At 71.8% G+C, this 14,929-nt stretch carries 13 protein-coding genes; 2 read left to right on the plus strand and 11 right to left on the minus strand.

Annotated features, from left to right (window positions below; genetic code table 11):
• Positions 1–20: 20 nt before the first annotated feature.
• The gene (locus OG867_RS05405; RefSeq protein WP_406283230.1) at positions 21–974 is read left to right on the plus strand and encodes an IS481 family transposase; all 954 of its coding nucleotides are present in this window, start codon (positions 21–23) and stop codon (positions 972–974) included.
• On the opposite strand, the gene OG867_RS05410 is transcribed toward OG867_RS05405, so the two are convergent.
• The 6 genes from OG867_RS05410 to OG867_RS05435 form a co-directional block, all read right to left on the minus strand.
• The gene (locus OG867_RS05410) at positions 971–2,389 is read right to left on the minus strand and encodes an amino acid permease (protein ID WP_406283232.1); all 1,419 of its coding nucleotides are present in this window, start codon (positions 2,387–2,389) and stop codon (positions 971–973) included. The two genes, OG867_RS05405 and OG867_RS05410, sit on opposite strands and share 4 nt — an antisense overlap.
• Before the next feature lie 178 nt (positions 2,390–2,567).
• Positions 2,568–3,572, minus strand: coding sequence for an ornithine carbamoyltransferase (gene argF / locus OG867_RS05415; RefSeq protein WP_406283234.1), 1,005 nt, complete (start codon positions 3,570–3,572; stop codon positions 2,568–2,570).
• A 112-nt stretch (positions 3,573–3,684) separates the two neighbouring features.
• Positions 3,685–4,917, minus strand: coding sequence for an arginine deiminase (locus tag OG867_RS05420; protein ID WP_328902925.1), 1,233 nt, complete (start codon positions 4,915–4,917; stop codon positions 3,685–3,687).
• A 66-nt stretch (positions 4,918–4,983) separates the two neighbouring features.
• On the minus strand, positions 4,984–7,551 hold the full coding sequence (locus tag OG867_RS05425) for a polynucleotide kinase-phosphatase (protein ID WP_406283236.1): 2,568 nt from the start codon (positions 7,549–7,551) through the stop codon (positions 4,984–4,986).
• Positions 7,548–9,029: a 3' terminal RNA ribose 2'-O-methyltransferase Hen1 gene (locus OG867_RS05430; RefSeq protein ID WP_406283238.1), complete on the minus strand. Its 1,482-nt coding sequence runs from the start codon at positions 9,027–9,029 to the stop codon at positions 7,548–7,550. Before OG867_RS05430 ends, OG867_RS05425 begins: the two co-directional genes overlap by 4 nt.
• Positions 9,030–9,059: 30 nt before the next feature.
• Complete coding sequence (locus tag OG867_RS05435) at positions 9,060–10,568, minus strand: MFS transporter (protein ID WP_328902922.1); 1,509 nt, start codon at positions 10,566–10,568, stop codon at positions 9,060–9,062.
• A gap of 126 nt (positions 10,569–10,694) precedes the next feature.
• Between OG867_RS05435 and OG867_RS05440 the strand changes: the two genes are divergently transcribed.
• A complete protein-coding gene (locus OG867_RS05440; protein ID WP_406283241.1) occupies positions 10,695–11,288 on the plus strand; it encodes a MarR family winged helix-turn-helix transcriptional regulator in 594 nt (197 codons plus the stop codon).
• On the opposite strand, the gene OG867_RS05445 is transcribed toward OG867_RS05440, so the two are convergent.
• The 5 genes from OG867_RS05445 to OG867_RS05465 all read right to left on the minus strand — a co-directional run bounded on the left by OG867_RS05445 (position 11,250) and on the right by OG867_RS05465 (position 14,799).
• Positions 11,250–11,663 (minus strand): transcriptional regulator, encoded by a 414-nt coding sequence (locus OG867_RS05445; protein ID WP_328902921.1) that lies wholly within the window; start codon positions 11,661–11,663, stop codon positions 11,250–11,252. The genes OG867_RS05440 and OG867_RS05445 overlap by 39 nt on opposite strands.
• Entirely contained in the window at positions 11,653–12,111 is a 459-nt protein-coding gene (locus OG867_RS05450; protein WP_406283243.1) for a hypothetical protein, read from the minus strand. The genes OG867_RS05445 and OG867_RS05450 overlap by 11 nt, the downstream gene beginning before the upstream one ends.
• Positions 12,112–12,213: 102 nt before the next feature.
• Positions 12,214–13,206 carry a homocysteine S-methyltransferase gene (mmuM, locus tag OG867_RS05455; protein WP_328902919.1) on the minus strand — a complete coding sequence of 331 codons (993 nt, stop codon included), beginning with the start codon at positions 13,204–13,206 and terminating at the stop codon, positions 12,214–12,216.
• Positions 13,207–13,219: 13 nt separating this feature from the next.
• Positions 13,220–14,143 carry an LLM class F420-dependent oxidoreductase gene (locus tag OG867_RS05460; protein WP_328902918.1) on the minus strand — a complete coding sequence of 308 codons (924 nt, stop codon included), beginning with the start codon at positions 14,141–14,143 and terminating at the stop codon, positions 13,220–13,222.
• Positions 14,144–14,262: 119 nt separating this feature from the next.
• A complete protein-coding gene (locus OG867_RS05465; protein ID WP_328902917.1) occupies positions 14,263–14,799 on the minus strand; it encodes a DUF6099 family protein in 537 nt (178 codons plus the stop codon).
• Between the last annotated feature and the right edge of the window lie 130 nt (positions 14,800–14,929).

Raw genomic sequence — 14,929 nt, forward strand, 5'->3', positions numbered from 1 at the left:
CACCGACCAGAAAGGCCCTCGTGCCCCACCGTAATGCACCCCTGACCGAGACCGGCCGCCTGCGTCTGGCCCACTGCGTCGTCGAGGACGGCTGGCCCCTGCGGCGGGCGGCCGAGCGCTTCCAGGTCTCACCCACCACCGCCCAACGATGGGCGAGCCGCTACCGGGACCTCGGCGAGGCCGGCATGACCGACCGCTCCTCCCGCCCCCACCACAGCCCACGACGGACCCCGACCCGCACCGAACGCCGGATCATCAAGGTCCGACTCCTGCGCCGGTGGGGACCGGCCCGCATCGCCCACCTGCTGGGCCTGGTCCCCTCCACCGTCCACCGCGTGCTGGTCCGCTTCGGCCTGGCCCGCCTCACCCACCTCGACCGCGCCACCGGACACGTCATACGCCGCTACGAACGCGACCGCCCCGGCGAACTCGTACACGTCGACATCAAGAAGCTCGGCAACATCCCCGACGGCGGAGGCCACAAGGCCCTGGGCCGCCAGGCCGGCCGCAAGACCCGCTCGAACGCCGGCTACAGCTACATCCACACCGCCGTCGACGACCACTCCCGCCTCGCCTACAGCGAGATCCTCACCGACGAGAAGAAGGAAACCGCCACCGCCTTCTGGACCCGCGCCCACGCCTACTTCACCAGCGCAGGCATCACCGTCGAACGCGTCCTGACCGACAACGGCTCCTGCTACAAGTCCCACACCTGGCGCGACACGCTCGCAGCGGCCGGGATCGCCCACAAACGCACCCGCCCCTACCGCCCCCAGACCAACGGCAAGGTCGAACGCCTCAACCGCACCCTGCTCGACGAATGGGCCTACGCACGCCCCTACCGATCAGAACAAGAACGCCGCGACGCGTTCCCACAATGGCTCCACACCTACAATCACCACCGCGGACACACCGCGCTCAAGGGCCAACCACCCGCCAGCCGCGTCCCTAACCTCACGGGTCAGTACACCTAGGCGTTCGCCAGCCGGGAGCGGCGGTGCCCGTACACCGCGTACACGACGGCACCGACCGCGAGGAACACCGCGAACTGCACCCAGGTCGTCCAGCCGGTGCCATACATCAGGTAGACGCAGAAGCCGATGCCGATGAGCGGGCTCAGCGGGTAGAGCGGGACCCGGAAGGAGCCGCGCACCTCGGGGTTGCGGCGGCGCAGCACGAGGACGGCGGCGTTGACGGCGACCATGGTGGCGAGCGTGCCGATGGTGGTCAGGTTCACCACCATGCCGAGCGAGGAGAAGGCCGCCGGGACCGCGAAGACGACGGCGACGATCCAGGTGTTGGCGACCGGCGTCGCGGTGCGCGGTGAGACCCGCTCGAAGACCCTCGGGACGAGGCCGTCGCGGGACATCGACATCAGGATGCGGGTCTGCCCGTACATCACCGCGAGGACGACCGAGGCGATGGCGACGACCGCGCCGAAGGCGATGACGGCGCCGCCCACGGACGAGCCGGTGACCTGGTCCACGATCAGCGAGAGCGCTGCGGGCTTGTCGGAGACGGCGTCCGGGCCGAGTGCGCCGATCGCGGCGAGGGCGACCGCGCAGTAGAGCAGCGTGACCAGGCCGATGCAGATCATGATCGCGAGCGGGATGTTGCGCCGGGGGTTCTTGACCTCCTCGCCCGCCGTGGTGATCGCGTCGAAGCCGATGTACGAGAAGAACGCCAGCGACGCGCCCGCCGTGACGCCGCCCGCGCCGTGGGGGGCGAACGGGGCGAGGTTGCCGCGCTCGAACGCGGTGAACGCGATGACGCAGAACAGGGCCAGGACGACGAGCTTGAGGACGGCCATCGCGGCAGTGGCGGTCGCGCTCTCCCGTACGCCGCGCACCAGCAGGCTCGCGGCCATCATGACCACGATCACGGCGGGCAGGTTGATCACGCCGCCGTCGGCCGGTCCGGCGGAGAGGGCGGCGGGCAGCTGGTGGCCGAAGAGGCTGTCGAGGAGTTCGTTGACGTACTGGCTCCAGCCGACCGCGACGGCGGAGACCGACACGCCGTACTCCAGGAGCAGGCACCAGCCGACGAGGAAGGCGAGGCGTTCGCCGAGTGTGGCGTAGGCGAAGGAGTACGAGCTGCCGGAGACGGGAATGGCGCTGCCCAGCTCGGCGAACGAGAACGCCGTGAAGACGCAGGTGACGGCCGCGAGGACGAAGGAGACCACGACGGCGGGCCCGGCCTCCGCCACGCTGTCGGACAGGCCCACGAAGATGCCGGTCCCGACGACCGCGCCGATCCCGAAGCACACCAGCTGGAACAGGCCCATGGTGCGCTTGAGGCCGTGCCCCTCCAGGTCCGCGCCGGATTCGGCGATCAGCCGGTGCGGGTCCTTGACGCGGTGCGGGGGGCCGGGGAGGCGCAGGGGGCTCACGGCGGTGTCTCATTTCCGGTGGTACGCGTGGGGGGTACGCGGCTCGGGCGGTGGGGGCCGTCGCGCGCACGAAAAGGGGGTTCGAGCGTGCGAGCTCGAACCCCACTAATCGGCACCATCATAGACATCCGTTCGCATATTCACCCAATTGGGTGCATGAACATGCGGGGTCGCCGGGCTACCGGCCGGCCATCGTCGCCACGAGGACGGCCTTGATCGTGTGCATGCGGTTCTCCGCCTCGTCGAAGACGACGGAGTGCTCGGACTCGAACACCTCGTCACTCACCTCCAGCTCGCTCAGCCCGTGCCGCTCGTGGATCTCGCGCGCCACCCCGGTGCCGAGGTCGTGGTACGCGGGCAGGCAGTGCAGGAACTTCACCCCGGCGTTCCCGGTCGCCCGCAGGACGTCCATCGTGACGGCGTACGGCACGAGGGCGGCGATGCGGGCGTCCCAGACCTCCTTGGGCTCGCCCATCGACACCCAGACGTCGGTGGCGACGAAGTCCGCGCCGCGCACCCCCTCGGCCACGTCCTCGGTGAGCGTGACCCGCGCGCCGGACTTCTCGGCGAGCGCCCGGGCCTCGGCGACGACCGTCTCGGCGGGCCAGTACGCCTTGGGCGCGACGATGCGCACGTCCATGCCGAGCAGGGCGCCGGTGACCAGGTAGGAGTTGCCCATGTTGAAGCGGGCGTCGCCGAGGTAGGCGAACGCGATCTCCTCCAGCGGCTTCTCGCTGTGCTCGGTCATCGTCAGCACGTCGGCGAGCATCTGGGTCGGGTGCCAGTCGTCGGTCAGCCCGTTGAAGACCGGCACCCCGGCGTACGCGGCCAGCTCCTCGACGGCCGCCTGGCTGTCGCCCCGGTACTCGATCCCGTCGAACATCCGGCCGAGAACGCGCGCGGTGTCCTTGACCGACTCCTTGTGCCCCATCTGGGAGCCGGAGGGGTCGAGATACGTGGTCGAGGCGCCCTGGTCGGCGGCGGCGACCTCGAACGCGCACCGGGTGCGGGTCGACGTCTTCTCGAAGATCAGCGCGATGTTCCGGCCGCGCAGCCGCTGCGCCTCCGCGCCCGACTTCTTGGCGGCCTTGAGCTCGGCGGCCAGCTCGATCAGGCCGCGGAACTCCGCGGCCGTGAAGTCCAGCTCCTTGAGGAAGTGGCGGCCTGCGAGGTCTATGGCCATGGTGACTGCTCCTGGGTCGGACGGGGGGACGCATACCGTAACGCTGGAACCCTATACGACGCAATGCATCGCTATACAGAGCCGTCTCGCGGTACGGATGCCCCGCCGCCCGTCACACCGCGTCCCGCACGACCGGGCAGCTCATGCAGCGCGGACCGCCCCGGCCCCGGCCCAGCTCGCTGCCCCGGATCTCGATGACCTCGATGCCCTGGCGGCGCAGATGCGTGTTGGTGGTGGCGTTGCGCTCGTACGCGACGACGACGCCGGGCTCGACGGCGAGCACGTTGCAGCCGTCGTCCCACTGCTCCCGCTCGGCCGCGTGCACGTCCTGGGTCGCGGTGAGCACCCGGATCGAGCCGAGCCCGAGCGCTTCGGCGATGGCGGTGTGCATCTGCTCGGGCGGGTGGTCGGTGACCTTGAGGTCGCGCGGCCCGTCGCCGGGCTCGATGGTGTACGAGCGGAGCATGCCGAGGCCCGCGTACTTGGTGAAGGTGTCCCCGTCGACCATGGTCATCACGGTGTCCAGGTGCATGAAGGCCCGGCTCTTGGGCATGTCCAGCGCCACGATGGTCCGGGCCGAGCCCGCGTCGAAGAGCCCCCGGGCCAGCATCTCGACGGCCTGCGGGGTGGTGCGCTCACTCATCCCGATGAGCACGGCGCCGTTGCCGATGACGAGGACGTCGCCGCCCTCGATGGTGGAGGGGTAGTCGTCCTGCCCCTCGGACCAGTGGTGGAAGGCGCCCGCCTCCGGCCCGGTGAACAGCGGGTGGTGACGGTAGATCGCCTCGAAGTGGACCGTCTCGCGCTGCCGGGCCGGCCAGCGCATGGCGTTGATCGAGACGCCGTCGTAGATCCACGCGGAGGTGTCCCGGGTGAACAGGTGGTTGGGGAGCGGCCCGAGCAGGAAGTCGTCCAGGTCCATGACATGGAAGCGCACCGAGACCGGCTCCTTGTGCCGTTCCAGGAACTCCCGCTTGGTCATCCCGCCGACCAGCGCCTCGCACAGCTCGGCCGCGGCCAACTCCTCGAAGGAGGCGCGCAGATGCTCGGTGGCGAGCGGGCCGTACTCCTTCTCGGCGAAGACCCGGTCCAGCACGAGGCGCCGGGCGACCGGGATCTCCAGGGCCTCGCGGAGCAGGTCGCCGAAGAGGTGCACCTCGACGCCCCGGTCGCGCAGTACGTCCGCGAAGCCGTCGTGCTCCTGGCGGGCCCGGCGCACCCAGAGCACGTCGTCGAAGAGGAGCGCGTCCTTGTTGCTCGGCGTGAGCCGTTTCAGTTCCAGATCGGGGCGGTGCAGGATGACGCGGCGCAGCCGCCCGGCCTCGGAGTCGACATGGAATCCCATGCCCCCATCCTCACCGCGCGGCGCGCCGTTCACCCGGCGAATCGCCCGCTTGTTCTCCCGACGTGCTCAGAGCCGGGGGTCCACCGGCTCCGACTCCAAGGCCAGGACGGCGAAGACCGCTTCGTGGACCCGCCACAGCGGCTCCCCGTCCGCGAGCCGGTCCAGGGCCTCAAGACCGAGGGCGTACTCACGCAGGGCCAGCGAGCGCTTGTGGCCGAGGAAGCGGCCGCGCAGCCGGTCCAGGTTGTCGGGGCGGGTGTACTCGGGGCCGTAGATGATCCGCAGGTACTCCCGGCCGCGCACCTTGATGCCGGGCTGCACCAGACGGCCCTTGGCGTCCCGGACGAGCGCGCCGAGCGGCTTGACGACCATGCCCTCACCGCCCCGGCCGGTCATCTCCAGCCACCAGTCGGTGCCCGCGCGGACGGACTCCTCGTCGGCCGTGTCCACGACGAGCCGCCGGGTGACCTGGAGCAGCCCGGTGGGGTCGTGCTCGACCAGCCGGTCCAGCCAGGCCAACTGCTCGTCGTGCGGTACGGAGGCGAGGGAGCGGCCCTGTACGGCGAGGATCTGGAACGGCGCGAGGCGCACGCCGTCCAGCCCGTCGGTGCCCCAGCAGTAGCGCCGGTACGCCGCCGTGAACGCGGCCGCGTCCCCGGCCCGCTCCCGCTGCCGGTCCGCGAGCGCGCCCACGTCGACGCCGCGCGCGGCGGCCGCCGCGAGGGCCCCGGTGGCGGCGGGGAACACCGCTCCGGACGCGGCGCCCACGGCCGCGTACTGCGAGCGGAGCAGGCCGCGCGCCTTCAGGGACCAGGGCATCAGCTCGGCGTCGAGCAGCACCCAGTCGGTGCCCCACTCCTCCCACAGCCCGGCCGCGGTCACGGCCGCGCGCAGCCGCCCGAGCACCGTCTCGGTGAGCGCGGAGTCGTCCAGGAACGGGCGTCCGGTGCGGGTGTACAGCGCGCCGGCGGGCCCGCCGTCCGCGGTGCCGAAGCGCTCCCGGGCCGCGGTGGCGTCCTTGCAGACCAGGGCCACGGCGCGGGAGCCCATGTGCTTCTCCTCGCACACGACCCCGGCCACGCCGGCCGCCCGGTACTCGCCGAACGCCTCGGCCGGGTGCTCCAGGTAGCCGTCCTCGCGGGAGGTGGCGGTGGGCGCCATGGTCGGCGGCAGGTAGGGCAGCAGCCGGGGGTCGACCGCGAACCGGCTCATGACCTCCAGGGCGGCGGCCGCGTTCTCCTCGCGGACGGCGAGGCGGCCCATGTGCCGGGTCTCCACGATCCGACGGCCCTGCACGTCGTCCAGGTCCAGCGGCCTGCCCTCCCGGCCCCCGGGCGCCTCCGTCTCCAGCGGCTTCACCGGCTCGTACCAGACCTGCTCCGCCGGTACGTCGACGAGCTCGCGCTCCGGCCAGCGCAGCGCGGTCATCTTCCCGCCGAAGACGGCACCGGTGTCCAGGCAGATGGTGTTGTTGATCCACGAGGTGTTGGGCACGGGCGTGTGGCCGTAGACCACGGCGGCGCTGCCCCGGTAGTCCTCGGCCCACGGGTAGCGCACGGGCAGCCCGAACTCGTCGGTCTCGCCGGTGGTCTCCCCGTACAGCGCGTGCGAGCGGACCCGGCCGGAGGTGCGGCCGTGGTACTTCTCGGGCAGCCCGGCGTGGCAGACGACGAGCCGGCCGCCGTCCAGCACGTAGTGGCTGACGAGCCCGTCGATGAACGCGCCGGCCCGCTTGCGGAACTCGGGGTCCTTCGCGTCCTCCCGTTCCAGCTGCTCGACGGTCTCGGCCAGGCCATGGGTGAGCTGGACCTTGCGGCCCTTGAGGTAGCGGCCGAGCTTGTTCTCGTGGTTGCCGGGGACGCACAGCGCGTTGCCGTCGGCCACCATCGACATCACGCGGCGCAGGACGCCGGGGCTGTCGGGGCCGCGGTCGACCAGGTCGCCGACGAAGACCGCGGTGCGGCCCTCGGGGTGGGCGCCGTCCACATAGCCCAGCTTGCCGAGGAGGGTGTCGAGCTCGGAGCGGCAGCCGTGGATGTCGCCGATGATGTCGAACGGTCCTGTGAGGTGGCGCAGGTCGTTGTAGCGGCGCTCCAGGACCACTTCGGCCTGCTCGGCCTCGTCCTCGGAGCGCAGGATGTGCACCTTGCGGAAGCCCTCGCGCTCCAGACCGCGCAGGGAGCGGCGCAGCTCGCGGCGGTGGCGCTGGATGACGTGGCGGGGCATGTCGGCGCGGTCCGGGCGGGCCGCGTTGCGGGCTAGGCAGACCTCTTCGGGCAGGTCGAGCACGACGGCGATGGGCAGCACGTCGTGCTCCCGGGCCACGCGGACGAGCTGGCGCCGGGCCTCCGGCTGCACGTTCGTGGCGTCCACGACGGTCAGCCGGCCGGCGGCGAGGCGCTTGCCCGCGATGTAGTGCAGGACGTCGAAGGCGTCCTTGCTGGCGCTCTGGTCGTTCTCGTCGTCGGCGACTAGGCCCCGGCAGAAGTCCGAGGAGATGACCTCGGTCGGCTTGAAGTGCCGCCGGGCGAAGGTGGACTTGCCGGACCCGCTGGCCCCGATGAGCACGACGAGGGAGAGGTCGGTGACGGGGAGGGTGCGGTGCGGGGCGCGCCCGGTGTCGTTGGTGGTCATGCGGCTTTCGCCTCCTTCTGGTTCTCGTCGGTGGTGGCGGTGTTGATGGTGAACGTGGCCATCTGTGTGGGCGGGCCGACCTCGGGGTCGTCCGGGCCGATGGGCACGTACGCGACGCCGTACCCGTGCCGTGCGGCCACCGCCTCGGCCCAGGACCGGAATTCGGCCCGGGTCCACTCGAAGCGGTGGTCGCCGTGGCGGGTGTGGCCGGCCGGAAGGGTCTCCCAGCGGACGTTGTACTCGACGTTGGGCGTGGTGACGAGGACCGTGCGGGGGCGCGCGGAGCCGAACACGGCGAACTCCAGGGCGGGCAGCCGCTCCGGGTCCAGGTGCTCGATGACCTCGCTGAGCACCGCCGCGTCGTATCCCTTGAGCCCCTTGTCCGTGTAGGTCAGGGAGCCCTGGCGCAGGGTCACGCGGGCGGCCTGCCGCTCCCCCATCCGGTCCAGCTTCAGCCGGCGCGAGGCGATCGTCAGGGCGCGCATGGACACGTCGAGGCCGATGATCTCCGTGAAGCGCGGGTCCTTCAGCAGCGCCTGCACCAACTGCCCCTGTCCGCAGCCCAGGTCGAGCACCCGGCCGGCCCCGGCGGCGCCGAGCGCGGCCAGGATCGCGTCGCGGCGCTGCACGGCCAGCGGCACCGGCCGCTCCTCGGTGTCGGAGCCCTCGTCCACGGCGTTGTCGACGCTCTCGACGTCGAGGTCGTCCGCCTCCGCGAGCCGCACCAGCTCCAGCCGCTCCATCGCCTGCCGGGTGAGCCCCCAGCGCCGCGCCAGATACCGGCTGGTGATGAGCTTGTGCTCGGGGTGCTCCGCCAGCCACCCCTCGCCCGCGCGCAGCAGCTTGTCCACCTCGTCGGGCGCCACCCAGTAGTGCTTGGCGTCGTCCAGCACCGGCAGCAGCACGTACAGCTGGCGCAGCGCGTCGGCGAGCCGCAGCTCGCCTTCGAGCACCAGCCGTACGTACCGCGAGTCGCCCCACTCCGGGAACGTCTCGTCCAGCGGTACGGCCTCCGCCTCCACCCGCGTCCATCCGAGCGGACCGAAGAGCTTGCGCACCAGCTCGGCACCACCACGGGCCGGCAGGGCGGGCACTTCGATCCGCAGCTCCATGGGGGCCGCCGCCCGCTCGGGCATCGCCTTGCAGGCACCGCTCAGCGCGGACTTGAAGACGGTGCTCATCGCGACGGACAGCAGCGAGGATGCCGCGTAGGGGCGGTCGTTGACGTACTGCGCGAGCGCGGCGTCGGGCGCCCCGCCCCGGCCCTTGCCCTTCCCCTTGCGCACCAGCGCGATGGGATCGACCTCCAGCAGCAGAGCCGCCGTGCACCGCTCCGCGGACGCCTCGGGATAGAAGACGTGCGCGGTGCCATGGGAGGTGGAGAACGCCTGTGCCCGCTCGGGATGCTTGTGCAGCAGGAACCCGAGGTCGGTGGCGGGACGTTCCGGGGAGCCGGTGGTACTGATCGTCAAGAACACACGTTTGAGTATGATCCGCCCGCGCTCCCCTCACCAGGCAATTTCCCGGGGTCCTCCTCCACCTGCGGGCTCCGGCTCCGCCTCGGGTGCGATGCCGTGCTGCTCGTCCTCGGGGCGGCCCTTCCTGGGCAGGAGGAAGGTGATCGCGAAGAAGGCCACCAGCAGGCACGCCTGGACGACCAGCGCGCGGTGGAAGCCGCCGCTGAAGTCACCGGCCTCGGCCCGGGCGAAGAACACCGATCCGAAGACCGCGACGCCGATGGAGCCGCCGACCGCCTGGACCGCCGACAGGACACCGGAGGCGGATCCGATCTCGTCGTCGTCCACCGCGGCCAGGATGAAGCTGAACAGCGCGGCGATCACCATGCCGGCACCGATGCCCGCCACCACCACGCCGGGAGCGATGTCCCAGATCGAGAACGAGGTGGCATCGAGGCCGTCGAGCTCGAACCACAGCACGGCCGCACCGGCGAGCTGGACCAGCGGTCCGATCTGGAGGACCTTGCGGCCGATCCTGTCCGCGAGGAACGCACCGCTGACCGCGCCGCCGATCGCGGTGCCCACCGCGAGGGGCAGGTTGCCGAGGCCCGCCTCACCGGCGGTGAAGTGGTGGCCGATCTGGAGGAACAGGGTCAGCACGAGCTGGGTGCCGATGAGCCCGCCGAAGAACAGCGCGATGCCGCCGAGCCCGACGGTGAAGGCCGGCTTGCGCAGCAGGCCCGGGGTCACCAGCGGCTCGCGGCCCGCGGCCGCCGTGCGGCGCTGCTGGAGGGCGAAGAGGGCGAAACCGATCACCGAGGCGGCCATGGACAGCCACGTCCAGAGCGGCCAGCCGTTCTCCTGCCCCTGGTTGAGCGGCAGCACCAGCAGGGCGCAGGACGCCGCGACCAGGGCGGCGCCGGTCATGTCGACCCGCACCCTGCGGTCGCCCGCCTTCTTCGGCACGAACTTCGCGGCGATGATCAGTGCCGCGAGGCCGATGGGCAGGTTGACCAGGAACACCGAGCGCCAGCCGAGGCCGAAGAAGTCGCCCTCGATGAGGAAGCCGCCCAGGACCGGGCCGATGATGCCGCCCAGACCGAGGACGGGCCCGAAGATCGCGAAGACCTTGGTGAGTTCGGGACCCGAGAAGTTCTCCCGCAGCAGGCCCAGGCCCTGGGGCAGCAGCATCGCTCCGGCGGTGCCCTGCAGCAGACGGAAGGCGATCAGCGACTCGATGTTCGGCGCGACCGCGCACAGCAGTGAGCACGCCGTGAAGGCCGCGAGTCCGATCAGGAACATCCGGCGCCGTCCGTAGCGGTCGCCGAGCCGGCCGCCGAGCACGAGCCCGGCGCCCAGGGTGAGGGCGTAGCCGCCGATCACCCACTGCAGTCCGACGGAGCCGGCGCCGAGGGACTTCTCCAGGTCCGGTCCGGCGACGTTGACGATCGAGGCGTCCAGCAGATCCATGATCTCCGCGACGATCATCACCGCCAGGATCAGCCACCGCCAGCGGTAGGCCCCGGTCGTCTCGCCGGGGGTGCGGGACGGGTCACGCATGCCAGATACCTCCATGGTGAAGTAATTACACCGTGAAGGTAAAGTGGGGGAGGTAGGTTGTCAAAGCGGGCTGCCGTGGGGACGCCCGGCAGGCGAGAAGAGGTGGCGGGCCCTGTGGAGGTGGCGATGGGCGACGAGGTCGCGGCGCGGCGCGAGCGGCTGATGGAAGGGCTGCGGAGCTACGGCGGCCACTACGCCGAGCTGAGCCGGCGCTTCGCCGCGTGGCTGGGTCTGCACTCCACCGACGCGACCGCGGTGCTGGAGATCGCCGCCGCCGAAGAACGCGGGACCCCGCTGTCACCGGCCCGGCTGAGCGAGCGCATCTCCCTGTCCACGGGCGCCACCACCGCGCTCCTGAACCGCCTCGAAGCGGCCGGGCACATCACCCGCACCCGCGAGCACTCCGACCGGCGCGTCGTCACCCTGCGCAGCGGCGGGAACATCCAGGAGCGGGCGGACGAATTCTTCGGCCCGCTCGCCGGCCGGCTCGACGCCGCGATGTCCCCCTACCCGCCACAGCTCCTGGAACAGTTCGAGCAGTTCCTGGCGGATCTGAACGCCGCCATGGACACCCACCTCACCGAACCGGACCCGGTTCGTCGTTCAACAGACCGCACTCCAGCAGCGGGGACTGCCGGACGGCAGGACATCAGCCTCCGCGCGACGGGCGGCAGCCAGTCTTCACGTGCTGCGAGGCGGATCGAGTCGAACGGTTCTTGACGCCGAGCGCGGATCGGTTGTGTCAACGGGCGTACGGTCCGCGTCGGCCCCCTGCTCAGCGGCGGAGCGGGCCGCCGCCGCGACTGCCCGGAGCGCCTCCAGGTGGGCGGCGAGCGCGTTGCCACCCTCAGGGGTCAGGGCGAGCCAGGTTCGGGCTTTGCGACCGGCACGCCCCTTTCTGACGTCGATGTAGCCGGCTTCTTCGAGCGTCTTGGCGATCTTGCTCAGTGCCGAGTCGGACAGTTCGCATCGGTCGCGTACGAGCGCAAAGTCCGCCTCGATGCAGCCGGAGAGGAATGCCAAGACAGCCAGTCGGCTCGGATGGTGCATGAGCTCGTTGAAGCCCGCCCCGGCCACGCCCCCGTCAGCGGGCATGGGCCCCTCCAGGCCCGGGAGGCAGCGCCCGGTTGCGCCGCGCGAACAGGATCGAGGCCACCGCGGCGCCAACGACAGCGGGGGCGATGATGCACGTGGCGTGACTGCCGCCACCGAGGCGGCACACCGCCCAGACGGCAATGCACAGCGCGCAGAGCCCCACCGCCTCGCCCACGAGCCGTAGGTTGCCCAGGCGCTTGGAGGGGACATCTCGCACCCCTGTGACCTGGACGCTCATCCGGCGGATCAACCATGCTACGAACCAGGCGAGCAATGCTCCCGGCAGCGCGGCAAGCGGTATCTCCCGCGTGGCGGCAAGCGCCGCCACGTCCATGCCGACGAGCAGACCCGCCAGTATCGGGAACCAACCCGGCGCCCGTCGCCCCCGCACCCCGGCACGGATCGACTCCACGCGAGCCAGCGCGCCCGCCGCCTGGACCGGGGACACCTCCGCGGACTGTGATTCGCCACCATGAGCAGCAAGAGACACGGAACTGCACGACCTTCCCGACCGCAAGACGATGCTGTTGCCAGCATGGCACACACTTTCCTAGTCGGAAAGTCGCAGGTCCGACTCGAAGGGCATGGCCACCCGCGCCGCCGCCAGCTTCGCGATGGTCCCCGGGCCCACCCGGCAGCAGCCGCCGATCAGGCGGGCGCCGGCCCGCTGCCACGTCTCCACCCGCCCGGGGTCGAACGTGGCGCCCCCGGCCCAGGCTCCCGACGCCGCGTCCCAGCGCTCGCCGCTGTTCGGGTACGCCACGGCCGGCTTCCCGGTCGCGCGGACCGCCGCCCGCACGGCGGCCTCCGCGTCGGCGGGGGCGCAGCAGTTGACGCCGACCGCGATCACCTCGTCGTGCCCCCGGGCCAGGGCGAACGCCTCGTCCAGCGGCTGTCCGGCCCGGGTCCGGCCCCCGGCCACGGTGCAGGAGAGCCACACCGGCAGCCCGTACTCCCCCGCCACCCGCAGCAGCGCCCGCGCCTCGTCCATGTCCGGCACCGTCTCCAGGGCCAGCGCGTCCGGCCCGGCGGCGGCCAGCGCCTCGATGCGGGGGCGGTGGAAGCGCTCCAGCTCCCGGACGGTGAGCCCGTAGCGGCCCCGGTACTCCGCCCCGTCCGCCGTCACCGCCCCGTAGGGGCCGACCGAAGCCGCCACCCAGACGTCCCGCTCCACCGTGCCGGCCGCCCGGCGGGCCAGCTCCACGCTGCGCGCGAAGAGCCGAGTCGCCTCGTCCCGCCCGATTCCGCGCCGCCCGAAGCCCTCGTAGCTCGCCTGATAACTGGCCGTGATGAGCACCTGGGCCCCAGCCCGCACGTACGCCGTGTGGGCGGCCTCGATCTGCCCGGGTCCGTCGGCGAGCAGCCGGGCGGACCACAGCGCGTCGGACAGATCGCAGCCCTGCGCCTCCAACTGGTTGGAGAGCCCGCCGTCGAGGACGAGCGTGCCCTCGGCCAGCGCGGCGGCCAGCGGGCGGGACGGCACCCCGGTCCAAGGGCCAGAACCGGAACCCGCACCCGCACCGCCACCGGGCCCCGGTGCCATCACGAGCCCCCTCTCAGCCCAGCTGGGACTGGACCTGGGACGAGATCAGGTCCAGGTGGTCCAGGTCGTCCAGGTCGAGGACCTGGAGGTAGATCCGCGACGCCCCGATCGCCGCGTACCGCCCGATCTTGTCGACCACCTCGGCGGGCGACCCCGCGAGCCCGTTGGCCTTCAGCTCGGCCACGTCCCGGCCGATGACGGCGGCCCGGCGCGCGACCTCCGCGTCGTCCCGGCCGACGCAGACGACCAGCGCGTTGGAGTACACCAGGTCGTCGGGGGTGCGGCCCGCCGCCTCGGCAGCCTCCCGGACCCGGCCGAACTGCTTCTCGCTGTCCTCCAGCGAGGCGAACGGGATGTTGAACTCGTCCGCGTACTGGGCGGCGAGGCGCGGGGTGCGCTTCGCGCCGTGCCCGCCGATGAGCACCGGCACCTTGGCCTGCGCCGGCTTGGGCAGCGCGGGCGAGTCCGTCAGCTGGTAGTACGTGCCGTCATAGCTGAACGTCTTGCCGGCCTCGGTCGCCCACAGGCCCGTGACGATCGCGAGCTGCTCCTCCAGGCGGCCGAACTTCTCCTTCGGGAACGGGATGCCGTACGCCTTGTGCTCCTCCTCGAACCAGCCGGCTCCCAGGCCCAGTTCGACGCGGCCGCCCGACATCTGGTCGACCTGCGCGACCTGGATGGCGAGGACGCCGGGGAGCCGGAAGGTGCCCGCCGTCATCAGCGTGCCCAGGCGGATGCGCTTGGTCTCGCGGGCCAGTCCGGCCAGCGTGATCCAGGCGTCCGTCGGGCCGGGCAGGCCGTCGCCCTGTCCCATGCGCAGATAGTGGTCGGACCGGTAGAAGGCGTCGAAGCCGAGGTCCTCGGTGGCCTTGGCGACGGTGAGGAGGGTGTCGTAGCTCGCCCCCTGCTGGGGCTCGGTGAAGATGCGAAGATCCATGCCTCCATCCTGCACCCGTGTACGTCGCCCACCCGGCTCCGGGGCACCGTCCGCACGGAGTCGCGGCCTAGGAGGGCGTACCGGAGGCGTGTCCGAGGGCGGATCGGAGTGCGTTCCGCTCACTGAATACCGGTCACCGGGCCCACCGATTCGCGCAGTATCCCGTGCGGGCCGTCGCGCTCCCGGCCCCGCTCCAGCTCCTCCCGCTGCTCGCGCTCCCGCTCGTCGAGGAGACGGAGCATGGAATGGACCCGGTCCGTCGACTCGTCGGCGGCGTCGATCGCCTCCATGCACTGCCAGTACAGGCTCTGTTCATCGGTCTCGCACGCCACCCCGACCAGGGCCATGCCGACCTCCCCGAGCAGCGTGGCAAGGCCCGTCAGGGCGGCGCGGGGATCGGCGACCTCGGTCAGCCGCGCCGCGCGGGCCACCCCGGCGCGGGCCGCCGGGTGGTCGAGCGCGCCGCTGCTCCTGCCCCCGGTCTCGCTGAGGGCGCCCGCCTCGGCCCGCAGTTCCTTGGGACCGGCCGCTGCCAGTCGGCTCCCGACCGCCTGGGCCAGGGCCTGCGCCTGCCACGCCTCGGCGATGATGTCCGGTGTGCCCCGGCTCTGCGCCAGCGCCTGCCTGATGACCGCTACCAGCCGTTCCGCTTCCATCGACTGCCCCCGTTCGACGCGAAATCCCGCTCGTCGCTGCGAAAAACCCGCTCACCACGTTCATTACCCACAGTGAGGTCGGTCGCACCGAAACGCCAGAGGATTTCGGAAATCTGTGGACACTCAATCG

Source organism: Streptomyces sp. NBC_00209, assembly GCF_045206345.1.
In the GTDB taxonomy this organism is placed as follows: domain Bacteria; phylum Actinomycetota; class Actinomycetes; order Streptomycetales; family Streptomycetaceae; genus Streptomyces.